The organism is Rhodococcus aetherivorans, assembly GCF_011058165.1.
GTDB lineage: Bacteria > Actinomycetota > Actinomycetes > Mycobacteriales > Mycobacteriaceae > Rhodococcus > Rhodococcus aetherivorans.
On the sequence record NZ_JAALEG010000001.1, the window covers coordinates 139699 to 166438 of the forward strand.

Genomic DNA, 26740 nt, shown 5'->3' on the forward strand with positions numbered 1-26740 from the left:
GGATGGCGTCGTGTCGGCATTGATATGGCTGATCGCCGGGCTGGTGCTCGCCGCCGCGGAGGCGCTGACGGGTGATTTCGTCCTGCTGATGCTCGGCGGCGCGGCCCTGGCCACCGCCGGGGTGTCCGCCGCGACGGATCTGCCGGTGTGGGCCGACGCGGTGGTGTTCGCGGTGTCGTCGCTGGTGCTGCTGGGCGGGGTGCGGCCGGTGCTGCGCCGGCGCTACGCCCTGCCGCCGGCGAAGGCGACGAACGTGGACGCCCTGCCGGGCAAGCAGGCACTGGTGCTCGAGGAGGTGGCCGCGCACTCCGGGCAGGTGAAGCTGGACGGTGAGGTGTGGACCGCGCGTCCGCTGGACGTCACCGAGGTGTATCCGCCCGGCACGACCGTGACCGTGATGCAGATCGACGGCGCGACGGCCGTCGTGTGGAAGGGGCCGTAGATGGAAGCGCTGATCGTGCTCGCCGTCGTCGTGGCGTTCGTGGCGCTGGTGGTCGTCAAATCGGTGGCGCTGGTGCCGCAGGCCGAGGCCGCGGTGATCGAGCGGCTCGGCCGCTACTACCGGACCGTGTCGGGACAGCTGACGTTCCTGGTGCCGTTCGTCGACCGGATCCGCGCCAAGGTGGACCTGCGCGAGCGGGTGGTCTCGTTCCCGCCGCAGCCGGTGATCACCCAGGACAACCTCACCCTGAGCATCGACACGGTCGTGTACTTCCAGGTGACGAATCCGCAGGCCGCCGTGTACGAGATCAGCAACTACATCGCGGCGGTGGAGCAGCTGACGGTGACCACGCTGCGCAACGTGGTCGGCGGCATGACCCTGGAGGAGACGCTGACCTCCCGCGATTCGATCAACGGGCAGCTGCGCGGCGTGCTCGACGAGGCGACCGGCCGCTGGGGACTGCGCGTGGCCCGGGTGGAGCTCAAGAGCATCGATCCGCCCCCGTCGATCCAGGAGTCGATGGAGAAGCAGATGAAGGCGGACCGGGAGAAGCGGGCGATGATCCTCACCGCCGAGGGGCACCGGGAGTCGGCGATCAAGACCGCCGAGGGCGACAAGCAGTCCCGGATCCTGTCGGCCGAGGGCGCCAAGCAGGCGGCCATCCTCGAGGCGGAGGCCGATCGCCAGTCGCGGATCCTGCGCGCCCAGGGTGACCGCGCCGCGAAGTACCTCGAGGCGCAGGGCCAGGCGAAGGCCATCGAGAAGGTGTTCGCGGCGATCAAGTCCGGTCGGCCGACGCCCGAGTTGCTCGCGTACCAGTACCTGCAGACGCTGCCGCAGATGGCGCAGGGCGACGCGAACAAGGTGTGGATGGTGCCGAGCGATTTCGGGGACGCCCTCAAGGGCTTCGCCCGGCACCTCGGTGCGCCGGGCGAGGACGGGGTGTTCCGGTTCGAGCCGAGCCCGGTCGACGAGAGGCTCCCGCGGCCGGAGGACGACACCGACGAGGTGGCCGACTGGTTCTCCACCGCGCGCGACCCGGAGGTCGCGCAGGCCGTCGCCGCCGCCGAGGCCGTCGCCCGCAAGCCGGTCGATCCGGCGCTGCACAACCCGACCGGCGCCGAACGCCGGGGCGGGGAGCCGGCCGCGTCCCCCACGACGGCGTTGCCGCCGTCGGAGCCGATCACGGGCGGATGGGTGCAGCCGCAGCCGGGGCAGCGGCACGGCGAACCCCGGTGACCGGAGGGCCGCTCAGGTGAGCAGGCCCCGCCCGACCCCGCACACCGCGATCGCCCACAGCACGCTGGTGAAGGTGCCGATGATGAACTGCTCGGAGGCCTGGGGTTCGCGCAGTTCGGGGTAGCGGGCCAGGCCCTTGACGGCCAGCACGACGGCGATGCCCTCCGGCCAGCCGGACAGGATCGCGGCGGCGACCGCCGCCCGCTCGAGCAGGCCGATCACCCGCCCGCCGCGCAGCGGCCCGGGCGGCGGTTCGGGGCCGGCCGGCGACGGGGAGGGGGCCGGTCCCGCGTCGGGCTGGCGGCGGGCGATGCGGAACGAGGCCAGCACGGCGGGGGCGCCCCCGGTGACCGCCGCCAGGGTCGTGAGCACCAGGGTCGCGGCGAGGGCGACGCCGTGCACGGCGGGCGTGGCCGTCGCGGTGAGGGCGGCGCCGGCGAGCGCCGCCGTAGCGAGCCCGGCGACGAGCCACACCGGTGCGCCGCGGCGCAGGCTCAGGGCCGGAGCCAGCGCGGCGACGGCGAGCAGAACCAGGGTGACGACGGTCAACGGTCGGCCCTTTCCAGGAGGCGGCGGGCGAGGTCGCGCCCGGCCGGTTCGGCCTGCCAGCCGGCGGCGGCCAGGCGCTGCGACACCGCCTGGGTGCTGATGCCGAGCCGCGCGGCGGCCTCGGCCTGCGTCAGCCCGCCCCGGACGAGGTCGACGGCCTCGTGCCCGGCGTCGGACCGGCGGGTCACCAGCAGCGCCACCAGGGTGAGGGCGGCGTCCGCGTCGGCGGCCGCGGCGGCGTCCGAGCCCTCCACGGCGACCCGCGCGGGGGCGTTCTTGGCGCGGTCGACGGCGCGGCGGGCATGCTCGAACGCCGGTCCCCGGCCGGCGCGGGTCTGCGCCGGCAGGGGCTGCTCGACGGCGCCGGCGCCGATGCCGACGCTCCAGCAGCCGCGGCGGACGAGGTCGAGTGCGAGATCGACGACGACGGCCGGGTCGTCGGCGACGGCCTGGACCTCGTCGCCGGCGGTGCGTTCGAACGGGCGCAGCAGCTCGGCGTCGCGCAGCTCGGTGAGCAGGTCCGCGACCCGGTCGACGTCGCGACGGCTGCCGCGCTGGTCGACGGTCAACACGAACATGACTCAAGGATGCAGACTTGAATATGGAAAATCAAGTTTTCAGACTTGACCGGTCGGGCGCGGGGCGGGGCGCCGGGAGGCGCGACTCGAGCCACAGTCCCGACGCGCCGAGAGCGATGCACACCGCCGAGACCGCCAGCAATGCGGGATCGGTCCGTCCCGTCAGGGCGTCGCCGAGCAACACCACGCCCACCGTGCCAGGCAGGATGCCGGCGACCGTGCCCAGCGTGTACGGGACCAGCCGCACCGACGAGACCCCGCAGCAGTAGTTGACCACCGCGAACGGCAGCGGCGCGATCAGCCGCAGCGACCCCACCGCGAGCCAGCCCCGGCGGGCCAGCCGCTCGTCGACCGCCTGCGCCGTCGGATGATTCAGGTGGGCCTCGACCACGCCGCGGCCGATCGCGCGCACCAGCAGCAGCGCCAGCACGGCGCTGACGGTCGTGGCGGCGACGGTCACCGCGATCCCGGTGGCCGACCCGAACAGCACCCCGGCGCTGAGGGTGAATACCGTCCGCGGGAACGGGGCCACGGTCACCACCGCGTGGATCAGGAAGAACAGCAGCGGGAAGAGCGGCCCGGCCGACTCGGCCCACGCACGCACCCCGGCGACGGACGGGTGGGGGAGCAGCACCGCGACGACCGCGAGCGCGGCCAGTACGGCGAGGGCACCGAGGATCCGGCGGTCCCGCAGCATCCTCGTCACGAACGGTCACGATACCGGGGCCGGGGGCCGGACGAGCGGTTGCCTCGGCACGCGGTAGATTCCTTAGGCGACGACATTATCGATCGCTAGGGAAACTGTGGTGATCCCCACAATAGGGCCGGCGTGTATGCGGCTAGCATCACATCGGAATCGGTTTAAGGTTTCCCACGGCCGTGTTCGGCGAGCCCGCCCGCTGCGTACGAGAGGACCCTCACGTGTCATTAGCTTCAGAAGCCGAGGACGCTGCGCGCGCCTATGCGCAGTGGCAGGAGGCGGTGGCGGGGGTGCTGGCCAAGTCCCGCCGCGTCGACCCCGCGGAGCTCGGACCGGAACCGCAGCGGCTGCTCGCGACCACCACCTACGACGACGTCGCCGTCGCCCCCCTCTACGGCGTGCGCGACGAGCGTCCCGAGGCGCCGTTGCCCGGCTCCTTCCCGTTCGTCCGCGGCGGTTCCGCGACCCGCGACGTCAACACCGGCTGGCTCGTCAGCGCCCGCTTCGGCGACACCGCCGGTGACGTGAACGAGCGCATCCTCGACGCCCTCGAGAACGGCGTCAGCGCCCTGTGGCTGCGCGTCGGCGCGGACGGCATCGCGATCGCCGGCCTGCCCGCCGCGCTCGACAAGGTCCTGTTCGACCTCGCGCCGGTCACCCTCGACGCCGGCGCCGACACCGCCGCCGCCGCGGCCGCCCTCTACGCCCTGCTCGATGCGCGCACCGACGTCGCCGACCGCGGCGCCGTGTGCCTGCACCTCGGTGCCGCGCCGCTGACCAGCGCGTTCTCGGGTCGGGCCGACGTCACCGTCGCCCAGGCCGTCGAACTCGCCCACGCCGCCGCGGACCGCGCCGAGACCGTGCGGGCCCTCACCGTCGACGGCACCGCGTTCCACAACGCCGGGGCCGCCGACGCCGAGGAACTCGGGGCCGCCGTCGCCGCCGGCCTCGAGTACCTGCGCGAGCTGACCGGCAGCCGCCAGTCCGCGGCCCGTGCGCTCGGCCAGATCGAGTTCCGGCTCGCCGCCACCGACGACCAGTTCCAGACCATCGCCAAGTTCCGCGCCGGCCGGCAGCTGTGGGCCCGCATCGCGCAGGTCGTGGGCGCCGCCGACGCCGGCCACGCCCCCCAGCACGCCGTCACCTCCGCCGCGATGATGACCCAGCGCGACCCCTGGGTGAACATGCTGCGCACCACCCTCGCCGCGTTCGGCGCCGGCATCGGCGGTGCGGACGCGGTCACCGTGCTCCCGTTCGACACCGCCCTGCCGACCGGTGCGCTCGGCGTGTCGGAGGCCTTCTCCGCGCGCATCGCCCGCAACACCCAGCTGCTGCTGCTCGAGGAATCCAACCTCGGCCGCGTCCTCGACCCGGCCGCCGGGTCCTGGTACGTCGAGGAACTCACGGCGCAGATCGCGGCCAAGGCGTGGGAGTTCTTCCAGCAGATCGAGGCGGCCGGCGGCTACCGCGCCGCCCTCGACGACGGCCTGATCGGCGAGCGCATCGCCGCCACCCGCGCCCGCCGGGACTCCGACATCGCCCACCGCCGGACCGCGGTGACCGGCGTCAACGAGTTCCCGAACCTCGCCGAGGCCCCGCTGCCCGCGGAGACCGCCGACGCCGGCGCCGATGTCGCCCGGTACGCCGCGGCGTTCGAGGCGCTGCGCAACCGCTCCGACGTCCATCTCGCCGCGCACGGCACCCGGCCCAGGGCGCTGCTCGCCCCGCTCGGCCCGATCGCCGAGCACAACATCCGCACGACGTTCGCCGCGAACCTGCTCGCCTCCGGCGGCATCGAGACGGTCAACCCCGGCCCGCTGTCCGTCGACGACGACAGCATCGCCGCCGCCGTCCGCGACTCGGGCGCCACCGTCGCCGTCGTGTGCGGCACCGACAAGCGCTACGGCGAACAGGCCGCCGCCGCGGTCACCGCGCTCCGCGGCGCCGGGATCGGTACCGTCCTGCTGGCCGGGCCGGAGAGGGCCGTGAGCGAGACCACCGGCGCCGAGCGCCCGGACGGGTTCCTCACCGCCAAGATCGACGCGATCGCCGCGCTGACCGACCTGCTGACCACCCTGGGAGCGTAAGTGAGCATCGAACACGAGATCGGCAGCTTCGCCGACGTCCCGCTGACGGATCCGGCGGCGCCGGCTCCCGCCGCCCCCACCGAGGAGCAGGCCACGGCGCTCGTCGCATCGGTCGCCGCCGCCAACCACTACACGACCGATCAGGTGGTGTGGTCCACGCCCGAGGGCATCGACGTCAAGCCCGTCTACACCAAGGCCGACCGCGACCGGATCGTCGCCGAGGGCTACCCGCTGGGCAGCTACCCGGGCCTCGAGCCGTTCGTGCGCGGCCCGTACCCGACGATGTACGTCAACCAGCCGTGGACCATCCGCCAGTACGCGGGCTTCTCCACCGCCGCCGAGTCCAACGCCTTCTACCGGCGCAACCTCGCGGCCGGGCAGAAGGGCCTGTCGGTGGCGTTCGACCTGGCCACCCACCGCGGCTACGACTCGGATCATCCCCGCGTGCAGGGCGATGTCGGCATGGCCGGCGTCGCGATCGACTCGATCCTCGACATGCGGCAGCTGTTCGACGGCATCGACCTGTCGCAGGTGTCGGTGTCGATGACCATGAACGGCGCCGTCCTGCCGATCCTGGCGCTGTACGTCGTCGCCGCGGAGGAGCAGGGCGTCAAGCCCGAACAGCTGGCCGGAACCATTCAGAACGACATTCTGAAGGAGTTCATGGTCCGCAACACCTACATCTATCCGCCCAAGCCGTCGATGCGGATCATCTCCGACATCTTCGCCTACACCAGCGCGAACATGCCGCGCTTCAACTCCATCTCGATCTCCGGCTACCACATCCAGGAGGCCGGTGCGACCGCCGACCTCGAGCTGGCCTACACCCTCGCCGACGGCGTCGAGTACCTCCGCGCCGGCCTCGACGCGGGCATGGAGATCGACAAGTTCGCCCCGCGCCTGTCCTTCTTCTGGGCCATCGGGATGAACTTCTACATGGAGATCGCCAAGATGCGGGCCGGCCGTCTGCTGTGGGCCGAGCTCGTCGAGAAGTTCCACCCGAAGTCGGCCAAGTCCAAGTCGCTGCGCACCCACTCGCAGACCTCCGGCTGGTCGCTCACCGCGCAGGACGTGTTCAACAACGTCGCCCGCACCTGCATCGAGGCGATGGCCGCGACCCAGGGCCACACCCAGTCGCTGCACACCAACGCCCTCGACGAGGCGCTGGCACTGCCGACCGACTTCTCCGCCCGCATCGCCCGCAACACCCAGCTGCTGCTGCAGCAGGAATCGGGCACCACCCGGCCGATCGACCCGTGGGGCGGCTCGTACTACCTCGAATGGCTCACCCACGAGCTCGCCAACCGCGCCCGCAAGCACATCGCGGAGGTCGAGGAGGCCGGTGGCATGGCCCAGGCCATCTCCGAGGGCATCCCGAAGCTGCGCATCGAGGAGGCCGCGGCCCGCACCCAGGCGCGGATCGACTCCGGCCGCCAGCCGGTGATCGGCGTCAACAAGTATCAGGTCACCGAGGACCACGAAATCGAGGTCCTCAAGGTCGAGAACTCCCGCGTGCGGGCCGAGCAGATCGCCAAGCTCGAGCAGTTGCGCGCCGACCGTGATCCCGAGGCCGTGCAGGTCGCGCTGGACGCGCTGACCCGCGCCGCCGGCTCGGCCGACGGCGGCCCGGACCACAACCTGCTGGCCCTGGCCATCGACGCGGCCCGCGCCAAGGCCACCGTCGGCGAGATCTCCGACGCCCTCGAGAAGGTGTACGGACGGCACCAGGCCGAGATCCGCACCATCAGCGGGGTCTACCGGGACGAGGCCGGAAAGGCAGGCAACATCAGCACCGCAACCGAACTCGTCGAGAAGTTCGCCGAGGAGGAGGGCCGCCGGCCGCGCATCCTCGTCGCGAAGATGGGGCAGGACGGTCACGACCGCGGGCAGAAGGTGATCGCCACCGCCTTCGCCGACCTCGGCTTCGACGTCGACGTGGGACCGCTCTTCCAGACCCCCGAAGAGGTCGCGAACCAGGCGGCCGACAACGACGTGCACGTCATCGGCGTGTCGTCGTTGGCCGCGGGACACCTGACCCTGGTGCCCGCGCTGCGGGAGGCCCTCGCCGAGGTGGGCCGCCCGGACATCATGATCGTCGTCGGCGGCGTCATCCCGCCCGGCGACTTCGACGAGCTGTACCAGGCCGGGGCCGCGGCGATCTTCCCGCCCGGCACCGTCATCGCGGACGCCGCGGTGGGCCTGCTGCACAAGCTCGCCGACCAGCTCGGTCACGACCTGGGAGCCTGACCCGGCATGGGCAGCACCCCGGTCGGCAGTCCCACCCGTCGGCCCGCGGTCGACGTCGACGCCCTCGCCGAGGCCGTGCTCGCCAACCGGCGGGCCGGCCTGGCGAAGGCGATCACCCTGGTCGAATCCACCCGGGACGACCACCGGGAGCAGGCACAACAGCTGCTGCTGCGCCTGCTCCCGGAGGCGGGCGGCGCGATGCGCGTGGGCATCACCGGCGTCCCCGGCGTCGGCAAGTCCACCTTCATCGACGCGTTGGGCATGTACCTGCTCGGCAAGGGCCACCGGGTGGCGGTGCTCGCGGTGGACCCGTCGTCGACCCGCACCGGCGGCTCCATCCTCGGCGACAAGACGCGCATGGCCCGGTTGTCGGTGCAGCGCGACGCCTACATCCGGCCGTCCCCCACGGCCGGCACCCTCGGCGGCGTCGCCAAGGCCACCCGCGAGACGATGGTGCTGCTCGAGGCCGCCGGATTCGACGTGATCCTCGTCGAGACCGTCGGCGTCGGGCAGTCCGAGGTCACCGTCGCGAACATGGTGGACTGCTTCACCTTCCTGACCCTCGCCCGCACCGGCGACCAGCTGCAGGGCATCAAGAAGGGCGTCCTCGAACTCGCCGACCTCGTCGCGGTGAACAAGGCCGACGGGCCGTTCGAACGCGACGCGCGGGTCGCGGCCCGGGAACTCGCCGGCGCGCTGCGGCTCGTGCACCCGCACGACGCGGTGTGGAAACCCCCGGTGATCACCATGAGCGGCCTGGAGGGCGCCGGCCTGGACACGTTCTGGGACACCGTCCTCGAACACCGCCGGGTGCTCACCGAGGCGGGCCTGTTCGAGGAGAACCGGCGCCGCCAGCTGGTGGACTGGACCTGGACCATGGTGCACGACCAGCTGCTGCGCCGGCTCGAGACCAACCCGCGGGTGCGTGCGCTCCGCGGCGACGTCGAACGCGCCGTGCGCGACGGCTCCCTCACGGCAGCCCTGGCCGCCCAGCAGATCCTCGACGCGTTCGACGCCGCACCCTAGACACCGGAGCCGGGGCCCAGGCCGCCGGATCGGCGCCCCACGCGCGGGCCGGGAACGGATAGTCCGGATACTCGGCGAGCGCGGGCCGGGCCGCGGTCACCGCCGCGTGCGTGGCCACGGTGCCCGCGCCGGGGCTCGCCGGCGTCGCCGGGTGCGGGTTGCGGCCGGGCGCCTGCAGCAGCCACGCCCCGGTGCGGGCCAGCGCGACCGCTGCGTCGCGGCCCCGCCCGTCCCGGAGCCGCGCGGTGAGCGCGTCGAGCACCCCGGCCGCGAGCAGGTAGCCGCTCGCGTGGTCGAGAGCCTGCACCGGGAGCACTCCCGGCGCGTCCGGGCGGCCCTCGACGACGGCGATCCCGGAGGCGGCCTGCACGATCGAGTCGAAGCCGCGACGGGGCGCCCACGGCCCGGACCATCCCCACGCGCACACCCGGCCGTGCACCACGCCCGGCCGGGCCTGGTGCACGGGTGCGCCGATCAGCGCGTCGAGCGCCCCGGGCCGGTAGCCGGTGAGCAGCACGTCGGCGTCGGCGAGCAGGCGGCGGCACGTCTCCCGGCCGCGGGCGGTGCGCAGGTCCAGCAGCGCGGTGCGCTTGCCCTGCCCGTTCTCGGCGTGCTGCCAGGCGATCTCGGGCAGCGCGGGCGGATCCACCCGCAGCACGTCCGCCCCCAGCAGGGCCAGCGCCCGGGCGGCGACGGGGCCGGCGATCACCCGGGTCAGATCCAGCACCCGGATCCCGGTCAGTGGCCGCGCCGGATCGCCGCCCGGCCGGGTCTCGCCGGCACTGTCGGACCGGGCGAGGATCCGTACCAGCGGGCCCGCCGCCGCGCCCCGGCCCTGCGCGCTCGTGGCCCACTCGTGCTCGGTGCGCACCCGCACCGCGATCGCGTCGTGCGCGGCGGCCGCGTCCTCGACCGCCGCGGCGGGCAGCTGCCGGATCCGGGCGGCGCAGTCGTCCCGGCCCGCACCGTCCGGCAGGTCGAGTGCGCGGAGCAGACGCACGCGGTGGTGCGGGTAGTTGGCGTGGGTGCGCACCCACCCGTCGGCGGCGGCGAAGTACCCGGACAGTGCCGCGAACCCGTGAACGGGCCGGCCGGCCAGGCGCAGCATCCGGTCCCCGGCGAACGAGGCGGCGATGCGCTCCGGGTCGAGCCGCGCCCCCTGCGGCTCGAGTCCGCGGGTGTGGCGGTATCGGTCGGCGGCCGACGCGAAGGCCGCCACGGCCCCCGTGGCGAGGTCGCCCACCGGCAGCCGGGCGGCGAGGAAGTGCCCGGCCGGGGCGCAGCGGATGCCGGTGGCCGGGTCGGCCGGGACGTCGAGGCCGGCGTCGGCGAGGGCGGCGCTGTAGTCGTCGAGCAGGGCGAGGGGGCGCGTCATGCGCCGAGCCTAGAGCGAGGTTCAGCTCGTGCGGTCTGCGGCCGGCTCGCGCAGTTCGGGGCGGGCCGGCTCGAGGCGTTCGAGCGCACCGGCGGATTCGGCGCGGGTGAGCCGGGAGCGGCGCCACGAGACCGTGAGCAGCGCGATCCATCCGGCCACGATCAGCAGGTACAGCAGGGTGGAGGCCGTGCCGGAGATCTCGAACGCCGTGAACAGCTTCTGCGCGTTGGTCAGCACGATGACGCCGCCGACGGCGGTGCCGAGCAGGGTGGCCGGCACCCGGCTGACCAGCCATGCCGCGATCGGCGCGGCGATCGCCCCGCCCAGGGCGAGACCGGCCACGACGAGGAGGTTGCCGAGCGATTCCCGGCCGAGACCGACGAGGAAGCCGATGCTGGCGGCGAGCGCGACGAGGAACTCGGAGGCGCTGACCGAGCCGATCACCGTCCGCGGGGCCGTCTTGCCGCGGGAGAGCAGGGTGCTCGTGGTGATCGGCCCCCATCCACCGCCGCCGCTGGCGTCGATGAACCCGCCGAACAGGCCCAGCGGAGACAGGAACCTCGCCGAGTGCGGCGAGGTGCGGGCGTGCGCGACGGCGGGCGGCCGGACGGAGAACCGCAGCGCCACATAGACACCGATGGCCAGCAGGATCGTCGATGTCACCGGAATCGCGGCCTCGGTGGACAGGCTGGAGAGCACGGTGGCGCCGAGGAATGCGCCGACCGCGCCGGGCACGCCCAGCTTCGCGACCACCCCCCAGTCCACGTTCCGGAACCGCCAGTGCGAGGCGCCGGAGACGAGGGTGGTGCCGACCTCCGCGAGGTGCACGGCGGCGCTGGCGTGTGCGGGGCCGATCCCGCTGAAGATCAGGAGGGTGGTGGCGGTGACACCGAAGGCCATGCCGAGGGCACCGTCGACGAGCTGTGCGCCGATACCGACGAGCGTGAACACCAGGAGAGCGAACATGCAGAAGACTCCGACCACGAAGGAGCGAACCGGGGGAGGGTGGGCGGCGGACGCCGCTCAGCAACACTCCTGGTCGAAGCACGCGCCCCGTCGGGTGGGCCAGAACGCCATCAACGCGAGCAGGGTGGCCGGAGCCGCCGCGATGCTCGTCGCCTGCACGTTCGTGTCCCTTCGCCGGTCTGCTGTCCGCCGCGCTCGCGACGATCCGTCCGAGCATAGCCGGTCGTGCGCGGCGGCGGCATCTTCGGGCGGCGTGTCGCGCCCGGGGATGCCGCCGCGGCCGGTCACGGCAGGCGCCGGGCCGTGATCTCGAATCCGGCGGCGCGCAACCGGTCGGTGAGCACGTCCCCGAAGGCCGTCGCGGGGGTGAGCACCCCGCCGCCCGCGTGGAGACGGTCGCCGCCGAGGATCAGCGACAGCGCCGACTCGCCGAGCATCACCGCGGTCGCCTTGTACCCGGGATCGCCCTGGGCGGCGACGCGTGCGGTGTAGCGGGCGCCGGTGCTCGTCGTGGTGTACAGGTCGATGGTGAAGAAGCCGCGTTCGCGCGCCGACTCGGACGGGCCCTGCCCGGGCGCGGGCAGCACCTTGTCGAGCAGGAACCGGGTCGGGGGGAACGCCAGGCCCGCCACCAGCGCCCCGAAGCCGGCCGCGACACCGGTCGCCACGAGGGGCGACAACCGCGACGAGCCGACGTTCATCACCTCCCGGTAGCGGAACCGCGGCCCGTACGCCCAGCCGGTGAGCGCGTTGCTGCGGCGCACCACCCGCGTGTTGTAGGGGCCCATGAAGAACGGTGCGAGCCGGCCGGACAGCTCGGGGGCGACGGACTTCCCGTCGACGGTCGCCAGGTCGTTCTGCCGCCCGAGGTCCGGCTCGCGGGACCGGTCCGGCGACAGCGAGTACGGGGCGAGGGCGACCTTGCGGGCCTCGGCGTCCCGGCGCACCACGTCCACCTGGGTGCGCATCGAGTCGATCGTGCCGCCGCTGACGCCGCCCCGCATCGCACGCACCACCAGGGTCGTGTCGGTCAGGTCGCCGGCGCCGTCGGCCTGTACGGCCCGGTGCAGCGCGTGCACGCCGAGGTCGGAGGGGATCGAGTCGAATCCGCAGGAATGGACGATGCGGGCGCCGGTGCGGCGGGCCACGTCGTCGAACCGGTCGATGCTCTCGCGGTGGAACAGCACCTCGCCGGTGAGATCGACGTAGTCGGTGCCCGCCTCGGCACAGGCCTGCACCAGCGGCAGCCCGTACTTGGCGTAGGGCCCGACCGTCGTGACCACCACGCGGGTCCGGGCGGCGAGGGCGGCGAGCGACTGCGGGTCGCCGGCGTCCGCCGCGAGCACCGGCCAGGCCGCCGCGGCGGCGCCCAGCCCGGTGCGGATCCGTTCGAGGCGCTCGGCGGAGCGGCCGGCGAGCGCGATGCGCACCCCTTCGGGGGCGTGCTCGGCGAGGTAGGCGGCGGTGAGCCGGCCGACGAAGCCGGTGGCGCCGTAGACGACGATGTCGAGATCGCGGGAGGCAGTCATGCGCCACACCCTACTGCCGGGTAAGTCGGGATGCGACGCGGCTCACACGACGGCGCCGCAGCCACCAGCCGAGCCAGGACACCACGATCGTCACCGCCACCGCGGCCCGCACGAGCCCCACCGCCGATTCCGGGTAGATCACCCCGGTCAGGTAGTGGTCGATGAACCCGCTCGGCGGCAGGCCGGCGATCCCGGCGCGGCGCCGCGCCCAGTTCTCCAGATCGGTCAGCGGGCAGTCGAACCCGACGAGGACGGTGGCGAACCCCCACACCACCGCCACGACGTGCAGCACCAGCGTGCGGGGCCACCGCCACGCCAGGAAACCGCCGAACGTCACATACAGCAGGAAGGCCAGGTGCACGACCACGGTGACGTCGGCCAACAGCCGGTACGCCATGCCGCCAGCCTATCCGGATCGGGCGGGGGAGCGGCAGTTCCGGGCTTCTATCCTGCGTCCGCGTCGGTGCCCTTGACGACGAGGACGGGCACCGGCACCTCGAGCAGCAGCCGCTGCAGGCGTCGTTCCAGCAGGAACTTGCCGAGCGCGTTGCGGTCGCGGGTGCCCACCACGAGACGTTCCGCGCCGGACCGCTCCACCAGGTCGACGAGGGCGCCGACCGGGTCCCCGTCGTGCACCGCCGTCCGCAGCTCCCACCCGTCGGCGCCGAGGGCGGCGGTGACGTCCGTGCGGACCGACTCGAGTTCCCGCTGCCCGGACGGGCCGTCGTCGTCGACCGCGACGAGCACGAGGGTCGTGCCGTCGCTGTGTGCGGCCTCGCGGGCGGCCGTGGTGAGCGCGGCATGTCCTTCCGGGGTCGCGGCGTGGACTACGGCAACGGGCATGGGGTCCTCCGGGGCGGCGGTGACGTGTGCCTTCCAGTATCCCCGTCCGGGGGTCTCCCTGGCCGCTCCCGGCGGTGTGGAACTGGTCTCCACCTGCGGGGACGTGTCGGATGGATCTCAGCTGCCGGGTGCCGGCGCGCTCACCACGGGGCCGGGCGGTAGTCCTTGAGGAAGCAGCCGTACAGGTCCACCCCGGCCTCGCCCTGCACGATCGGGTCGTACACGCGGGCCGCCCCGTCGACGAGGTCGAGCGGGGCGTGGAAGCCCTCGTCGGCCAGGCGCAGCTTCGTGTGGTGGGGCCGTTCGTCGGTGATCCAGCCGGTGTCGACGGCGGTCATGAGGATCCCGTCGGCGCGCAGGTCCTCGGCGCTGGTGCGGGTGAGCATGTTCAGCGCGGCCTTGGCCATGTTGGTGTGCGGGTGCCCGGCGCCCTTGTACCGGCGCCCGCCGAACTGCCCCTCCATCGCCGAGACGTTCACCACGTACGTGCGGCGGGCCGGGGACGCCGCCAGGGCCGGTCGCAGGCGATTGACCAGGATGAACGGGGCCACGGAGTTGCACAACTGCACCTCGAGCAGTTCGAGCGGCTCGACCTCGCCGACCGTCTGCACCCAGCTGTTGGTGTGCACCAGGTCGGGCAGCAGGCCGCCGGCGTCGACCGCGACCCCGGCGGCGATCCGTGCGGGAGTCGCCGACCCGGCGACCAGCGCGAGCGAGGTGAGCGACTCGGCGGTCAGCTCGGACGGCAGCGACCCGGCCAGCGCGGCCGGATGGGCGTCCGAGGGTTTGCCGAAGGTGAGCACCTCCGGCAACGGACCCGCCGGCAACGGGCCGGACTCGGACTCGGCGAGGGCGGAGTACGCGCCGGGGGAGCGGCGCACGGTCTGCGCGGCGTTGTTGACGAGGATGTCCAGCGGGCCCTGCGCGGCCACGTCGTCCGCGAGCGCCACGACCTGGGCGGGGTCGCGCAGGTCGATGCCGACGATCCGCAGCCGGTGCAGCCAGTCGGGGCTGTCGTCCATGGCGGCGAAGCGGCGGATCGCGTCGTTCGGGAAGCGGGTCGTGATCGTCAGGTGGGCGCCGTCCCGCAGCAGCCGCAACGCGATGTACATGCCGATCTTGGCGCGGCCGCCGGTGAGCAGCGCCCGCCGTCCCGTCAGATCGGTACGGGCGTCCCGTTTCGCGTGGTTCTCCGCGGCGCAGCGCGGACACAGCTGGTGGTAGAACGCATCGACCCGGGTGTACTTGTCCTTGCACACGTAGCAGCCCCGCGGCCGGATCAGGGTGCCCGCGCTCGCCCCCGGTGCGTTCGAGCTCAGCGCGATCCCGGCCGTCTCGTCGTCGATGCGGGTGGGCGATCCGGTCGCCGTCGCCGCGAGCACCTGCCGGTCCGCGGCGACCTTGGCCCGGCGGGTCTCGTTGCGGCGCAACTGCTTGAGCTTTTTGAACATGCTCCCGACGGCGCGCTGCACCGTCACCGAATCCGGATGGTCGGCGTCGAGCTCGTCCACGAGGGACAGGACGCGGAGGCAGGTGGCGAGGTCGGCCGGGTCGATGCCCGACGCGTCGGTGTGCGAAGTCATGGGCCTGTTCGTCGTGTGGTGCGGTACCGACCGATGGTATCCGGCGGTGCGCGCGGGGCCGACCCCGCGGGACCTGTGGCCCTGCCCACGGCGCCCGAAACCTGGCAGGCTCGGGCCGGAAGGATCCCCGACCCCAGGAGACGACGATGACCGCACGGCGCCGCCCGAAGTTCCGCGACCTGTCCCCGTGGCAGCAGACGCTCGTTCTCACGCTCGCCTGCGTGCAGCTCTCGCTCGCGGCGACGGCATGGATCGATCTGGCGCGGCGCCCGGCGGACAAGGTTGGGGGCAGCAAGGCGAAGTGGGCTGCGATGATCGCCGTGAACTGGATCGGTCCGATCGCGTACTTCCGCCGCGGCCGGATCGGCTGAACGGCTCCGGCGCCGCAACGGCGAAGGCCCTGAACCTGATCGGTTCGGGGCCTTCGCCGTCTGTCTCGACTCGGAGTGTCCGAGGGGGGACTTGAACCCCCACGTCCGTTAATAGGACACTAGCACCTCAAGCTAGCGCGTCTGCCATTCCGCCACTCGGACATGCTGATGCTCCCCGCTCCCGCGGGTGCCGTTTCAGCGTAACCTACCCGGGCGCGCGGTCCCAATCCGCTGGTCAGCGGCCCGCGTCCGGCCGCCCCCGGCGTCCGGGGGAAACGCTCCGGCGGTGCGCGCCGCCGGGCCCGACGGACGGCCGCGCGGCGCCGCAACGGCGAAGGCCCCGAACCTGATCGGTTCGGGGCCTTCGCCGTCTGTCTCAACTCAGAGTGTCCGAGGGGGGACTTGAACCCCCACGTCCGTTAATAGGACACTAGCACCTCAAGCTAGCGCGTCTGCCATTCCGCCACTCGGACCTGCTCCGCTCCCACTTCCGCGGGCGCTGTGAAAGAGTAACCCACCGCGTCGCGGCGCCCAAATCGCCCCGCCCACCTGCGTGTTTGCCGAGATCGATGGTAGACAGGGGACCGTGTCCACAACATCGAATCCCGCCCAGCCGGCCGGCGGATCCCGCGCCGAGGCCGAAGTCGTCGACCTGGTGTCGCAGCTGATCCGCTTCGACACCTCCAACACCGGAGACCTCGCCACCACCCGCGGCGAACGGGACTGCGCGATGTGGGTGGCGGCGCGGCTCGAGGAGGTCGGCTACACCACCGAATACGTCGAATCCGGGGCTCCCGGCCGGGGCAACGTGTTCGCCCGCCTGCCGGGTGCCGACCCGTCCCGGGGCGCACTGCTGCTGCACGGGCACCTCGACGTGGTCCCCGCCGAACCGGCCGACTGGAGCGTGCACCCCTTCTCCGGCGCCGTCGAGAACGGCTACGTCTGGGGTCGCGGCGCGGTCGACATGAAGGACATGGTCGGGATGATGCTGGCCGTCGCCCGCCGATTCAAGGCCGAGAACATCGTGCCGCCGCGCGACCTGGTCTTCGCGTTCCTCGCCGACGAGGAGGCCGGCGGCACCTACGGCAGCCACTGGCTCGTGCGGCACCGCCCCGACCTGTTCGACGGCATCACCGAGGCCGTCGGCGAGGTCGGCGGATTCTCCCTGACCGTGCCGCGCCGGGACGGCGGGGAGCGCCGCCTCTACCTCGTCGAGACCGCCGAGAAGGGCCTCGGCTGGATGCGGCTGACCGCCAAGGGCCGCGCCGGCCACGGCTCGTTCCTGCACGAGGACAACGCCGTCACCGCCCTCGCCCTGGCCGTCGCCCGGCTCGGCACCCACACCTTCCCGCTCGTGCTGACCGACTCCGTCGCCGAGTTCCTCGCCGCCGTCGCCGAGGAGACCGGACTCGACTTCGATCCAGCCTCGCCCGACCTCGACGGCACCCTCGCCAAACTCGGGTCCATCGCCCGCATCGTCGGCGCGACCCTGCGCGACACCGCCAACCCCACCATGCTCGACGCCGGGTACAAGGCGAACGTCATTCCCCAGACGGCGCAGGCCGTCGTCGACTGCCGCATCCTGCCGGGCCGGCGCGCCGAGTTCGAACGCACCGTCGACGAACTGATCGGCCCGGACGTCACCCGCGAGTGGATCACCGACCTCGACTCGTACGAGACCACATTCGACGGCGACCTCGTCGAGGCGATGAACGCGGCGATCCTCGCCCACGATCCCCTCGGCCGGACCGTGCCCTACATGCTCTCCGGCGGCACCGACGCGAAGGCCTTCGCCAAGCTCGGCATCCGCTGCTTCGGGTTCGCCCCGCTGCAGTTGCCCCCGGAGCTGGATTTCGCCGCGCTGTTCCACGGGGTGGACGAGCGTGTCCCGGTCGACGCGCTGCGTTTCGGCACCCGCGTCATGGAACACTTCCTGCTGCACGCCTGAGCACACCAGCACCCAGAGAAAGGACCGGTATGGCCCACGACCCGTACGCGCCGCTGCCCGACCTGCCCACGTTCGAGCTCACCAGCGAGGACATCACCGACGGTCGGCCGCTGAAGCCGGCACAGGCCAGCGGGATCTTCGGGGTTCCCGGCGGGCAGGACATCTCCCCGCAGCTGTCGTGGTCGGGCTTTCCCCCCGAGACCAAGAGCTTCGTCGTCACCGTGTTCGACCCCGACGCGCCGACCGCGTCCGGGTTCTGGCACTGGGCGGTGGCGAACATCCCGGCCTCGGTGACGTCGCTGCCCGCCGGCGCCGGCGACGACACCGGCTCCGGCCTGCCCGAGGGCGCGGTCACCCTGAAGAACGACGGCGGCCTGCACCGCTTCCTCGGCGCGGCCCCGCCGGCCGGGCACGGCCCGCACCGCTACATCGTGGCCGTGCACGCCCTCGACGTGGACAAGCTCGACGGGGTGGGCACCGGCTCGACGCCCGCGTTCCTCGGCTTCAACGTGTTCTCGCACGCGATCGCGCGCGCGACGCTGCACGGCACGTTCGAGCAGTAGACCGCGTTCCGCGGATCGCCTCCGCACCGGAATCGGACAGGCACACCCGTCCGGACGGGTGTGCCTGTCCGGACGGGCGTGTCCCGGCCCGCCGAGCCGGGCTCGGCGGATCAGACGCGGGCGTCCGCGCCGACCGCCTCGGCGACCGAACCGAAGCCCGCGGCCCGCACCTTGCGGGCGAGGCCCTTGTGGATGCGGCGCGCCCAGAACGGGCCGCCGTAGATGAAACCGGTGTAGCCCTGCACCAGCGACGCGCCGGCGAGGATCCGCTCCCACGCCTGCTCGGCGGTCTCGACGCCGCCGACCGAAATCAGCACCAGCCGGTCACCGACCCGCGCGTGCAGCCGGCGCAGCACCTCGAGCGAGCGCTCCGCGACCGGCGGACCGGACAGGCCGCCGGCGCCGATCTCCGCGATCCGGGCCGGGTCGGTGCGCAGCCCGTCCCGCCGGATGGTGGTGTTGGTGGCGACGATGCCCGCCAGCCCGAGCTCGACGGCGAGGTCGGCCACCGCGTCGATGTCGTCGTCGGACAGGTCGGGGGCGATCTTCACCAGGACCGGCACGTGCACGGTGTCCAGCACCGCCGCGAGCAGCGGCCGCAGCGACTCGACCGCCTGCAGGTCCCGCAGCCCGGGCGTGTTGGGGGAGGAGACGTTGACGACGAGGAAGTCGGCGAGCGGGCCGAGCAGCCGCGCGCTGGCGGTGTAGTCGTCGGCAGCGTCCCCGGGCGCGACGATCTTGGTCTTGCCGATGTTCGCGCCGATGGGGACCGTGTGCACGCGGGTGCGCAGGCGGTTCGCGGCCTCCCCGGCCCCGTGGTTGTTGAAGCCCATCCGGTTGATCAGCGCCCGGTCCGCGGGCAGGCGGAACAGCCGGGGCGCCGGGTTGCCGGGCTGCGCCTGGGCGGTGACGGTGCCGATCTCGGCGAACCCGAAGCCGAGGGGGCCCCAGGCGTTCACCCCGGCGGCGTCCTTGTCGAAGCCGGCCGCGAGGCCGAGCGGGGCCGGGAACGTCACCCCGAACACCGTGTTGCGCAGCACCGGATCGTCGACGACGAGGACCTTCGCGATCAGCGCCCGCAGCGGCGGGACCCGGGTCGCGAGCCGCATCGCCGTGAACGCGATGTGGTGGATCCGCTCCGGCGGCAGCAGGAACAGCAGTCGAAGGAACAAGCGATACACGTAACACTCCCTGCAGGCCCGGGCGGTGCCCGGGGTCGGCGTCAACGAACGGTGGGTTCGGGAACGTGGTGGCCGGTCTTGCGGCGGCGCAGCAGCACCCGGCGGCTGCCGTCGGGATACAGCCGCACCCGCGTCAGCTCCCAGCCGTGGAACTCGGCCTGGATGGCGAGCCGCAGCGACGCGCTGACCCGGGACACGTCGCGCGGCAGCCGCAGCGGCACGTACTCGTACTCGTCGTTGCTGGTGTCCCAGCCCACCGGCAGCCGGGTCCACCGGCCGCCCACCTCGCGTGCCCCTGCCATCACACACCCCCGATCGGGATCCGCTGCAGTCCGTCCCCGGTCGCGGACCCGATCACCAGGACCGCGTCGGTGGCGTCGACCGCCACCGAGTTCGGTTGCCGCACCGTCGCGTACCGGCCCCGCTCCTGCGGAATCCCGGTCGACAGATCGTAGCCGATGACCTCGTTGCTGCCGGTCGAGGTGACCCACACGAGATCGTTCGCGGTGTCGTAGGCGACGCCGTACGGGGCGTTCGGCACCGGGTAACGCTGGCGCAGCACCAGCGGGTCGAGGGTGTACACGTGCAGTTCCCCGCCGCGGGTGTCGGTCACCAGCACCCGGCCGAACGGATCGGTGGTCAGCTGCGTGGCGCCCTCCCCGGCGCGCAACGCCAGCCCCAGATCACCGTCGGCGACGTCGACCTCGGTCAGCGAGGTCTGGCGACGGTCCAGGGCGGCGAGCGACGTGCCCACGGCGGCGAGCGCGTCGACCGAGGCCAGGCCGGGGACGGTCTGCGTCGCACCCGACGCCGGGTCGACGACGTGGGTGACACCGTCGGCGGTGCCCACGGCGAGGCGGCCGTCCGCCAGCACGGCCGCGGCGCGGGCGTCGCCGTCGACCGGCACCTCGGCGACGGTGCCCGCCCGCACATCCACCCGCGCGACGACTCCGGGACCGGGGGCCAGGACCTCGCCGTCGGCCCCGGGAACCACGGTCACCGCCGCGGCCGGCAGCGCGACCTCGCGGGGCGTCGCGGCCGGATCGGCGGCCCCGAGCAGCAGCAGCCGCGACCCGTCGTCGGTGAGCGCGGCGACCGTACTCGTGCCAGGATCGACGGTGAGGGCGTCGACGGCACGGCCCAGCGCCTGCACCGTTCCCGCCGGCGGGACGGCCGGCGCCGGAGCCACGGCCGGCGTGGCCGCGTCGATGGTGGGCAAGTTGTCGCCGCTGTTCGAGGAGGAACACCCGGTGACCAGCGCCAACGCGAACCCCACCGCCGCGGCGGCGCCACGTGCTGCCGGTCTGCCCATCGTCTCGCTCCTCGTACTCGTCCACGGTCGGTCCGGGGCGGCACCGTCGCCGGCCCCGCACCCGACCCCCAGTGTTCCTGATCGCCGCGGCGCCGCCGCAGGCGCCTCGCCCGCCCTCCACCCCGCGAGGAGACCGATGTGACCTGGCCCACCGGCTCGGCCGACGTGCCCGCCGACGGCTTCGCCGTCGAATACGTCAGCCCGGGCGTCCACGCGCACGGGTTCGGTCGCACCGACGAGGGACAGCCGTTCTCGTTCCGGGTGCGCCGCAAGACGCTGCGGGTGGAGGTGTACCGGCCCGCGGGCCGTGTCGCCGTCCCCACCGCGGCGGACGTGATCGCCCGGGCCCGGGCGTCGGTCGCGGAGATCGACCTCGCCGACGAACGCAGCGTGGTGGCGGCGGTGCGGGACACCGTCGCGCGCGCCCGGCCGTGCCGGTCACCGACGCTGCTCGACCGCGTGCTCGGGCTGCTGCCGGGCCGCTGACCCCGCCGCACCCGCCTCGCGGTGCCGCGGCGGCCGGTGCGGCAGCACCAGCGGTGCGCCGGTCTCGGGATGGGCGTGGACCCGCACCGGGTAGTCGTACACGCGGGTGAGCAGCTCGCCGGTCAGCACCTGCGCGGGCGGGCCGTCGGCGGCGACGCGGCCCCGTTCGAGCACGCAGATCCGGTCGGCGTACGCCGCGGCCAGGTCCAGGTCGTGCAGCACCACCACGACGGCGGTGCCCGCGTCGGCGCGGGCCCGCACCACCTGCATCACCGTCTCCTGATGGCCCAGATCGAGCGCGGCGGTGGGCTCGTCGAGCAGCAGCGTCTCGGTGTCCTGGGCCAGTACCCGCGCCAGCGCCACCCGGGCCCGTTCGCCGCCGGAGAGCGCGGGGAACGGCCGGTGCGCCAGGTGCGTGACGTCGGCCTCGGTCAGCGCGGCTGCCACCAGGGCGTCGTCGTCCCGGCTGCGCCCGGTGCGCGCCCACGCCGCGCGACCCATCCGCACCACCTCCAGCGCGGTGAACGCGAAGCCGACGGCGTGCTGCTGCGGCAGCACCGCCCGTCGACGTGCCAGGGCGGCGGCCGAGAACTCCTCCAGCGGGCGGTCGCCGACCGCCACGCGGCCCGCGGCGACGGGATGGTCGCCGGCGAGCGCGGCCAGCAGGGTGGACTTGCCGGCGCCGTTGGGGCCGACGAGCGCGAGCACCTCCCCGACCCGCACCTCGAGGTCGACGCCGTCGAGGACGACGCGGTCCCCGCGGCGGACCCGCACCCCGGCGGCGCGCAGCGTCACCGCGCCGCGGCCGGCACGGGCCGGTACATGCCGGTCCGGCCACGGCAGGCGCGGGCTCACGCCCAGCCTCCCTGGCGCGCCCGGGTGCGGCGCAGCATCCAGAAGAACACCGGGCCGCCGACCAGCGAGGTCAGCATGCCCAGCGGCAGGTCCGCGTTCTCCACCAGGGTGCGGGCGCCGAGGTCCGCGGCCAGCAGCACCACCGCGCCGCACAGCGCGGCGGCGGGGATCAGCACGCGGTGCGCGGGCCCGAGCGCGATCCGCATCAGGTGCGGCACCACAAGGCCGACGAACAGGATGATGCCGGTGAACGCGACCCCGGAGCACACCAGCACGGCGACGATCACGATGGCGGCCTGCCGCACCCGTTCGACGTCGACACCGAGATGCCGCGCGACGTGCTCGCCGAGGGCGAGCAGGTCCAGCTTCGGGGCGAGCACGACGGCCGCCGCGATCCCGCCCAGCGCCAGCGGCGCGACCACCGCCACGACGTCCCACGTGGCCCCGCCCAGGCTGCCGAGCTGCCAGAAGACGATCTGGTCGCGGGCGGCGGGGGTGGCGACGAAGGTGAACAGGGCGATCAGGCCGCCGGCGAACGCGTTGACCGCCACGCCGGTGAGGATGACCGTCACCACCTCGGTGCGGCCCTCGGAACGCGAGAGCACGTACACCAGGCTCGTGGTCAGCAGACCGGTGGCGAACGCGGCGCCGGCCAGGGCCCATCCGGCGGTGAACGCGCCGCCGAGCACGATCGCGGCGCACGCGCCGACGGCGGCGCCCGCGGACACGCCGATCACGCCGGGCTCGGCCAGCGGGTTGGCGAACACCCCCTGCAACAGGGCCCCCGCGCAGCCCAGCGACGCGCCGACCAGGACGGCCAGCACCACCCGCGGGAACCGCACCTCCCACAGCGTGACCTCCCCGGCCGGGTGGGCGGGCAGCGGCCCCAGGTCGAGCCCGGCGCGGTGCAGCACGCTGCCGATCACCTCGGCCGGCGACGTGGGCACCTGCCCGAGGCACGCCGAGAGCACCGCCAGCACCAGCAGCGCGACCGTCAGGCCCGCGACCACCGCGGCGGTCCGGCCGCGGTGCGCGGCGGGCAGCCGGGCGGGCGCGGCGGTGTCGACGGCGCTCATGCCGGCGCGGCGGGATAGAGCGCAGCGGCGAGCGCGGCGAGCACCCGCCCGGTGTCCGGGCCGAAGCTCAGCAGCACCGAGTCGGCCATGTCGACGACGTTGCCGTCGCGCCCGGCGGGGGTCTGCGCGACGCCGGGCAGCTGGGCGAGCCCCGCGGGTCCGCCGACGGAGGCGAGGCTCTCGGTCATGATCAAGATCACATCGGGGGCGGACGCGATCATCGCCTCGCTGGTGATCGGGGTGAACTCGGAGGTCAAGCCGGCGACGGTGCCCGCGTCGCGGCCACCGAGGGCCTCGACGAGCGCGTCGGCGCCCGACCCGGGACCGCCGAGCATCTTGATCGCCGACCCGCGCAGGTACAGGAACGCCACGGTCGGGCGGTCGCCGTCGTCCGGCACGGCCGCGCGGGCCGAGGCGATCTCGTCGTCGGTGCGCTGGGCCAGGGCCTCACCCGCCGCGGGCACGCCGAGGGCCCGGGCCACGAAACGGATCTGCTCGCCGACCGTCGCGAGAGTGCGGCGCGGGTCGACGAACACCACCGGCACGCCCGCGGCCCGAAGCTGCTCCTGCACCGCCAGCGGGCCGACCGACGTGTCGGTCAGCACCACCGTCGGGGCCAGGGCCAGGATCGCCTCGGCCGAGAGCCCGTGCCCACCGGGGGTGACATTGGGCACCTGCTCGACGGCGGGGAAACCCGCCGTCGACCGCCCCACCAGCCGGTCCCCGAGACCGAGGGCGAACACGGTCTGCGCGAGGGTGCCCGACCGGTCGGCGGTGACGATGCGGGCGACGTCGGTGACGGTGACCTCGGCGCCGTCGACGCTGCGGACCGTCACCGGCAGCGCCGGGGCGGGAGCCTCGGTGATCGGCCGCGGGTTCGGGTCGTCCACCACCGCGGTGCGCGCCCCGGTCCCGGCACCCCCGGTCGGGGCGGCCGAACAGCCGGCGACGAGCGCGACGAGCGCGAGCGCCGCGGCGAGGAACGCGAAGAGGCCGCGCCGCGTCATGGCAGGGGAGGGGTCGTGCGGTACCGATCGAGGTCGGCGGCCAGGTCGGCGAACAGGTCGCCGTTGAGCCCGAACACGAGGTTGGCCTCGTCGATCACCGTGCGCTGCTGCACCTCGTCGAGCGGCGCCGCGTCCAGCTTCGCCCGGTAGGCGTCCTTGAACGGTTTGGGCTTGGGAATGTCGTCGAAGATGTAGAACCGCAGCCCGTCCCGGTCGAACCCGTAGGCCCGCTCGAGCATGCGCCGGATGATCTGGCCGCCGGACAGGTCCCCCAGATACCGCAGGTAGTGGTGGGCCAGGAACACCTCCGGCCGCGCCGCGGCCACCCGCTCGAGCCGCGCGACGTACCGCTCGGCCGCGGGCAGCGGCGCGATGGTCTCCCGCCACCGCGGGCCGAGCAGGAACGTCAGATCCGCCTCGAGCGCCGGGGTGCGCAGCAACGCGTCGTCCAGGAAGGGCCCGGCGATCGGGTCCCCGGCGTGGCCCCGGCCCACCCGCTCGAGCGCCTCGTAGACGAACCACGACTGGGCGAGCAGCGCCGCGTAGCCCTCCCGGGTGAGCCGGCCGGCCAGCAGTTCGGTGACGAACTGCGCGTTCTCGGTGTCGCTGTGCGCCTGCGCCGTCTCGCGCCGGAGCCGTTCCGCGAACCCCGTGACCTCGATCGCGGTCATCGACCGGTTCCTCCTCGTGCCCGACGTCCACCGTCGGCGCACCCACGCCGACCTAGAAGACAGGCTAACCTGACCCGGCGGCGGATCCGGGGGGCGACGTGTCCGAGGTCACGCACTGACGTCGTCGAGCGCGGCCGCGATCGCGGCCGGCAACTCCAGCTCCTCGGCCACCAGCACCCCAGTCAGCTGCGCCAGATCCCGCGCGCCGACCACCGTGGACGCCACCGCCGGCCGGTCCCGCACCCACGCCAGCGCCACCGCCAGCGGCGACGTCCCGAGCCCGTCCGCGGCCGTCGCCACCGCCTCGACCACCCGCGCCGCCGGCTCGGTCAGATAGCTGCGCACCTCCTCGGTGTGCACGTCGTCGGCGCCGCGCGAGTCCGCCGGGATGCCGTCGCGGTACTTGCCCGTCAACACCCCGCCCGCCAGCGGCACCGCCGCGAACACCCCCACCCCGTGGTGCAGCGCCGCCGGGATCAGCTCCTCCTCGACCCCGCGCGCGAGCAGCGAGTACTCCACCTGCGTCGCCACCAGCGGCGCGTGGCGCGTCGCCACCGCCGCGGCCGTCGCCAGCTGCCAGCCCAGGTACCCACGCACCCCCACGTACCGGGCCCGGCCGCTGGTCACCGCGAACTCCAGCGCCGCCGCGACCTCGTCGACCGGCGTCCGCGGATCCCACGTCGCCACCTGCCACAGGTCCAGGTGGTCGGTGCCCAGCTCCCGCAACGTGCGGTCCAGCTGCGTGAGCAGGCCCGCACGGGAACAGTCCACCCGGCCCGCCCCGACCTTCGAGGTGTCGATGCCCGAGCTGCCGGACACCACCAGCTGATCCCGCGGCACCACGTCGTCGAGCAGCTCCGCCAGGATCCGCTGTGCCACCCCGTCGCCGTAGGCGGGGGACGTGTCGACCAGGGTGCCGCCGGCGTCGACGAACGCCGACAGCTGCGCCGCCGCCTCGTCCCCGTCCGTGCCGCGTCCCCAGCTCAGGGTGCCCAGACCGAGCCGCGAGACCCGCAGCCCGCTCGCACCCACCGTTCTGTGTTCCATATCCGCCCGCGCCTCGTGACCATCCGACCGACGGGGCCGATCCGCCGCAGCCGCGACCGCCGCCCCTGACCCAGCACCCTAGTGCCGCGAGGCCGCGAAAACCGTTCCGCCGCGCCGCGTACCCTCGCCCAGGTGAAAATCGACCCCACCCCCGGCGACCGTCCCCACGATCACCCGGAGGTCGCCGCGTGATCGGCGAATCCATGACCTGGCTCCAGACCCTCGTCCTCGGCCTCGTGCAGGGTCTGACCGAGTTCCTCCCGATCTCGTCCTCCGGCCACCTGCGGATCGTCTCGGAGATCTTCTTCGGCACCGACGCCGGCGCGTCCTTCACCGCCGTCACCCAGCTCGGCACCGAGGCGGCCGTCCTGGTCTTCTTCGGCAAGGACATCGTCCGCATCGTCGCCGCGTGGTTCCGTGGCCTCGCCCACCGCGAACACCGCAGCGACCTCGACTACCGCATGGGCTGGTACGTGATCGTCGGCACCATCCCCGTCGGCGTCCTCGGATTCCTGTTCAAGGACCAGATCCGCACCGGCGCCCGCAACCTGTGGCTCATCGCCACCATGCTCATCGTGTTCGCCCTCGTCATCGCCGCCGCCGAACGCTACGGCCGCAAGACCCGCAAGCTCGACGAACTCACCCTCCGCGACGGCATCCTCATGGGCAGCGCGCAGGCACTGGCCCTGATCCCCGGGGTGTCCCGCTCCGGCGGCACCATCAGCGCCGGCCTGTTCCTCGGCCTGACCCGCGAGGCCGCCGCCCGGTACTCGTTCCTGCTCGCCATCCCCGCCGTCGTCGCCTCCGGCCTGTTCAGCCTCCCGGACGCGTTCGAACCCGCCGGGGAGGGCCTCAACGCCTCCGGCGCCCAGCTGTTCGTCGCCACTGCCGTCGCATTCGCCGTCGGCTACGCCTCGATCGCCTGGTTGCTCAGGTTCGTCGTCAACCACTCGATGTACTGGTTCGTCGGCTACCGCATCGCCCTCGGCGCCGTCGTCCTGGCCCTGCTCGCCACCGGCACCATCTCGGCCACCTGACCCCGGGACCCACGCCGGGCCC

Annotated in this window: 27 protein-coding genes and 2 tRNA genes; 10 read left to right on the forward strand and 19 right to left on the reverse strand. The window is 73.7% G+C overall.

The features are described from left to right. Positions 1–10 precede the first annotated feature (10 nt). Positions 11–442 carry an NfeD family protein gene (locus G6039_RS00645; protein ID WP_029543671.1) on the forward strand — a complete coding sequence of 144 codons (432 nt, stop codon included), beginning with the start codon at positions 11–13 and terminating at the stop codon, positions 440–442. Next, positions 443–1681: an SPFH domain-containing protein gene (locus G6039_RS00650; protein ID WP_029543672.1), complete on the forward strand. Its 1239-nt coding sequence runs from the start codon at positions 443–445 to the stop codon at positions 1679–1681. Between the two features lie 12 nt (positions 1682–1693). On the opposite strand, the gene G6039_RS00655 is transcribed toward G6039_RS00650, so the two are convergent. The 3 genes from G6039_RS00655 to G6039_RS00665 are packed head-to-tail and all read right to left on the reverse strand — an operon-like array spanning position 1694 to position 3514. After that, a complete protein-coding gene (locus G6039_RS00655) occupies positions 1694–2230 on the reverse strand; it encodes a hypothetical protein (RefSeq protein ID WP_029543674.1) in 537 nt (178 codons plus the stop codon). Further along, entirely contained in the window at positions 2227–2808 is a 582-nt protein-coding gene (locus tag G6039_RS00660; RefSeq protein WP_006939314.1) for a hypothetical protein, read from the reverse strand. Before G6039_RS00660 ends, G6039_RS00655 begins: the two co-directional genes overlap by 4 nt. Before the next feature lie 31 nt (positions 2809–2839). After that, positions 2840–3514, reverse strand: a complete 675-nt coding sequence (locus tag G6039_RS00665; RefSeq protein ID WP_029543677.1) for a TVP38/TMEM64 family protein — start codon at positions 3512–3514, stop codon at positions 2840–2842. A 215-nt stretch (positions 3515–3729) separates the two neighbouring features. On the opposite strand from G6039_RS00665, the gene mutA reads away from it, so the two are divergent. From mutA to meaB, 3 genes are read left to right on the forward strand one after another with little or no spacing between them, the layout of a single operon-like run. Continuing rightward, positions 3730–5595 carry a methylmalonyl-CoA mutase small subunit gene (mutA, locus tag G6039_RS00670; RefSeq protein ID WP_043798800.1) on the forward strand — a complete coding sequence of 622 codons (1866 nt, stop codon included), beginning with the start codon at positions 3730–3732 and terminating at the stop codon, positions 5593–5595. Next, positions 5596–7842 carry a methylmalonyl-CoA mutase gene (gene scpA, locus G6039_RS00675; protein ID WP_006939328.1) on the forward strand — a complete coding sequence of 749 codons (2247 nt, stop codon included), beginning with the start codon at positions 5596–5598 and terminating at the stop codon, positions 7840–7842. Between the two features lie 6 nt (positions 7843–7848). Beyond that, entirely contained in the window at positions 7849–8868 is a 1020-nt protein-coding gene (gene meaB / locus G6039_RS00680; RefSeq protein ID WP_006939329.1) for a methylmalonyl Co-A mutase-associated GTPase MeaB, read from the forward strand. On the opposite strand, the gene G6039_RS00685 is transcribed toward meaB, so the two are convergent. The 6 genes from G6039_RS00685 to G6039_RS00710 all read right to left on the reverse strand — a co-directional run bounded on the left by G6039_RS00685 (position 8813) and on the right by G6039_RS00710 (position 15164). Further along, positions 8813–10243 (reverse strand): CoA transferase, encoded by a 1431-nt coding sequence (locus G6039_RS00685; protein WP_080688506.1) that lies wholly within the window; start codon positions 10241–10243, stop codon positions 8813–8815. The genes meaB and G6039_RS00685 overlap by 56 nt on opposite strands. Positions 10244–10264: 21 nt before the next feature. Beyond that, positions 10265–11209, reverse strand: a complete 945-nt coding sequence (locus G6039_RS00690) for a sulfite exporter TauE/SafE family protein (RefSeq protein ID WP_006939331.1) — start codon at positions 11207–11209, stop codon at positions 10265–10267. Positions 11210–11493: 284 nt separating this feature from the next. Continuing rightward, entirely contained in the window at positions 11494–12738 is a 1245-nt protein-coding gene (locus G6039_RS00695; RefSeq protein WP_006939333.1) for a saccharopine dehydrogenase family protein, read from the reverse strand. A gap of 10 nt (positions 12739–12748) precedes the next feature. Continuing rightward, positions 12749–13135, reverse strand: a complete 387-nt coding sequence (locus tag G6039_RS00700; RefSeq protein WP_006939334.1) for a DUF2784 domain-containing protein — start codon at positions 13133–13135, stop codon at positions 12749–12751. Positions 13136–13182: 47 nt separating this feature from the next. Beyond that, positions 13183–13581, reverse strand: coding sequence for a universal stress protein (locus tag G6039_RS00705; RefSeq protein ID WP_006939335.1), 399 nt, complete (start codon positions 13579–13581; stop codon positions 13183–13185). 140 nt (positions 13582–13721) lie between these two features. Continuing rightward, positions 13722–15164, reverse strand: a complete 1443-nt coding sequence (locus G6039_RS00710; RefSeq protein ID WP_006939337.1) for an SDR family oxidoreductase — start codon at positions 15162–15164, stop codon at positions 13722–13724. A gap of 146 nt (positions 15165–15310) precedes the next feature. On the opposite strand from G6039_RS00710, the gene G6039_RS00715 reads away from it, so the two are divergent. Next, positions 15311–15535, forward strand: a complete 225-nt coding sequence (locus G6039_RS00715; RefSeq protein WP_029543684.1) for a PLDc N-terminal domain-containing protein — start codon at positions 15311–15313, stop codon at positions 15533–15535. A 76-nt stretch (positions 15536–15611) separates the two neighbouring features. Here the strand turns inward: G6039_RS00715 and G6039_RS00720 are convergent. Both G6039_RS00720 and G6039_RS00725 read right to left on the reverse strand, forming a co-directional pair. Further along, a tRNA-Leu gene (locus G6039_RS00720) sits at positions 15612–15697 on the reverse strand. Positions 15698–15922: 225 nt separating this feature from the next. Continuing rightward, positions 15923–16008, reverse strand: a tRNA-Leu gene (locus G6039_RS00725). A gap of 113 nt (positions 16009–16121) precedes the next feature. On the opposite strand from G6039_RS00725, the gene G6039_RS00730 reads away from it, so the two are divergent. Both G6039_RS00730 and G6039_RS00735 read left to right on the forward strand, forming a co-directional pair. Next, entirely contained in the window at positions 16122–17483 is a 1362-nt protein-coding gene (locus tag G6039_RS00730) for a M20/M25/M40 family metallo-hydrolase (RefSeq protein WP_029543687.1), read from the forward strand. A 29-nt stretch (positions 17484–17512) separates the two neighbouring features. Beyond that, a complete protein-coding gene (locus G6039_RS00735; RefSeq protein WP_006939343.1) occupies positions 17513–18046 on the forward strand; it encodes a YbhB/YbcL family Raf kinase inhibitor-like protein in 534 nt (177 codons plus the stop codon). Between the two features lie 110 nt (positions 18047–18156). On the opposite strand, the gene G6039_RS00740 is transcribed toward G6039_RS00735, so the two are convergent. From G6039_RS00740 to G6039_RS00750, 3 genes are read right to left on the reverse strand one after another with little or no spacing between them, the layout of a single operon-like run. Next, positions 18157–19227, reverse strand: coding sequence for a quinone-dependent dihydroorotate dehydrogenase (locus G6039_RS00740; RefSeq protein WP_006939345.1), 1071 nt, complete (start codon positions 19225–19227; stop codon positions 18157–18159). Positions 19228–19268: 41 nt separating this feature from the next. Continuing rightward, positions 19269–19529 carry a DUF5703 family protein gene (locus G6039_RS00745; protein ID WP_006939347.1) on the reverse strand — a complete coding sequence of 87 codons (261 nt, stop codon included), beginning with the start codon at positions 19527–19529 and terminating at the stop codon, positions 19269–19271. Continuing rightward, a complete protein-coding gene (locus G6039_RS00750; RefSeq protein ID WP_043798797.1) occupies positions 19529–20539 on the reverse strand; it encodes an NHL repeat-containing protein in 1011 nt (336 codons plus the stop codon). The genes G6039_RS00745 and G6039_RS00750 overlap by 1 nt, the downstream gene beginning before the upstream one ends. 138 nt (positions 20540–20677) lie before the next feature. Here G6039_RS00750 and G6039_RS00755 point away from each other — a divergent pair, with 138 nt between their 5' ends. Then, positions 20678–21025: a hypothetical protein gene (locus G6039_RS00755; RefSeq protein ID WP_006939351.1), complete on the forward strand. Its 348-nt coding sequence runs from the start codon at positions 20678–20680 to the stop codon at positions 21023–21025. Here G6039_RS00755 and G6039_RS00760 read toward each other — a convergent pair. The 5 genes from G6039_RS00760 to G6039_RS00780 all read right to left on the reverse strand — a co-directional run bounded on the left by G6039_RS00760 (position 20978) and on the right by G6039_RS00780 (position 25681). Next, complete coding sequence (locus tag G6039_RS00760; protein ID WP_006939353.1) at positions 20978–21880, reverse strand: heme ABC transporter ATP-binding protein; 903 nt, start codon at positions 21878–21880, stop codon at positions 20978–20980. The two genes, G6039_RS00755 and G6039_RS00760, sit on opposite strands and share 48 nt — an antisense overlap. After that, positions 21877–22956: a FecCD family ABC transporter permease gene (locus G6039_RS00765; RefSeq protein WP_006939355.1), complete on the reverse strand. Its 1080-nt coding sequence runs from the start codon at positions 22954–22956 to the stop codon at positions 21877–21879. The genes G6039_RS00760 and G6039_RS00765 overlap by 4 nt, the downstream gene beginning before the upstream one ends. After that, positions 22953–23963 (reverse strand): heme/hemin ABC transporter substrate-binding protein, encoded by a 1011-nt coding sequence (locus tag G6039_RS00770; RefSeq protein ID WP_029543695.1) that lies wholly within the window; start codon positions 23961–23963, stop codon positions 22953–22955. Before G6039_RS00770 ends, G6039_RS00765 begins: the two co-directional genes overlap by 4 nt. Next, positions 23960–24634: a biliverdin-producing heme oxygenase gene (locus tag G6039_RS00775; RefSeq protein WP_006939358.1), complete on the reverse strand. Its 675-nt coding sequence runs from the start codon at positions 24632–24634 to the stop codon at positions 23960–23962. Before G6039_RS00775 ends, G6039_RS00770 begins: the two co-directional genes overlap by 4 nt. 108 nt (positions 24635–24742) lie before the next feature. Next, positions 24743–25681 carry an aldo/keto reductase gene (locus G6039_RS00780; protein WP_029543698.1) on the reverse strand — a complete coding sequence of 313 codons (939 nt, stop codon included), beginning with the start codon at positions 25679–25681 and terminating at the stop codon, positions 24743–24745. Positions 25682–25872: 191 nt separating this feature from the next. Here G6039_RS00780 and G6039_RS00785 point away from each other — a divergent pair, with 191 nt between their 5' ends. Further along, positions 25873–26718: an undecaprenyl-diphosphate phosphatase gene (locus G6039_RS00785; protein WP_170914091.1), complete on the forward strand. Its 846-nt coding sequence runs from the start codon at positions 25873–25875 to the stop codon at positions 26716–26718. The last annotated feature ends 22 nt before the right edge of the window (positions 26719–26740 follow it).

Coding starts and splice junctions, on each gene's coding strand:
- G6039_RS00650 (WP_029543672.1), top strand. CDS start 443: ATGGAAGCGCTGATCGTGCTCGCCGTCGTCGTGGCGTTCGTGGCGCTG.
- G6039_RS00660 (WP_006939314.1), bottom strand. CDS start 2,808: ATGTTCGTGTTGACCGTCGACCAGCGCGGCAGCCGTCGCGACGTCGAC.
- meaB (WP_006939329.1), top strand. CDS start 7,849: ATGGGCAGCACCCCGGTCGGCAGTCCCACCCGTCGGCCCGCGGTCGAC.
- G6039_RS00685 (WP_080688506.1), bottom strand. CDS start 10,243: ATGACGCGCCCCCTCGCCCTGCTCGACGACTACAGCGCCGCCCTCGCC.
- G6039_RS00690 (WP_006939331.1), bottom strand. CDS start 11,209: ATGTTCGCTCTCCTGGTGTTCACGCTCGTCGGTATCGGCGCACAGCTC.
- G6039_RS00695 (WP_006939333.1), bottom strand. CDS start 12,738: ATGACTGCCTCCCGCGATCTCGACATCGTCGTCTACGGCGCCACCGGC.
- G6039_RS00700 (WP_006939334.1), bottom strand. CDS start 13,135: ATGGCGTACCGGCTGTTGGCCGACGTCACCGTGGTCGTGCACCTGGCC.
- G6039_RS00705 (WP_006939335.1), bottom strand. CDS start 13,581: ATGCCCGTTGCCGTAGTCCACGCCGCGACCCCGGAAGGACATGCCGCG.
- G6039_RS00710 (WP_006939337.1), bottom strand. CDS start 15,164: ATGACTTCGCACACCGACGCGTCGGGCATCGACCCGGCCGACCTCGCC.
- G6039_RS00715 (WP_029543684.1), top strand. CDS start 15,311: ATGACCGCACGGCGCCGCCCGAAGTTCCGCGACCTGTCCCCGTGGCAG.
- G6039_RS00735 (WP_006939343.1), top strand. CDS start 17,513: ATGGCCCACGACCCGTACGCGCCGCTGCCCGACCTGCCCACGTTCGAG.
- G6039_RS00745 (WP_006939347.1), bottom strand. CDS start 19,529: ATGGCAGGGGCACGCGAGGTGGGCGGCCGGTGGACCCGGCTGCCGGTG.
- G6039_RS00750 (WP_043798797.1), bottom strand. CDS start 20,539: ATGGGCAGACCGGCAGCACGTGGCGCCGCCGCGGCGGTGGGGTTCGCG.
- G6039_RS00765 (WP_006939355.1), bottom strand. CDS start 22,956: ATGAGCGCCGTCGACACCGCCGCGCCCGCCCGGCTGCCCGCCGCGCAC.
- G6039_RS00770 (WP_029543695.1), bottom strand. CDS start 23,963: ATGACGCGGCGCGGCCTCTTCGCGTTCCTCGCCGCGGCGCTCGCGCTC.
- G6039_RS00775 (WP_006939358.1), bottom strand. CDS start 24,634: ATGACCGCGATCGAGGTCACGGGGTTCGCGGAACGGCTCCGGCGCGAG.
- G6039_RS00780 (WP_029543698.1), bottom strand. CDS start 25,681: ATGGAACACAGAACGGTGGGTGCGAGCGGGCTGCGGGTCTCGCGGCTC.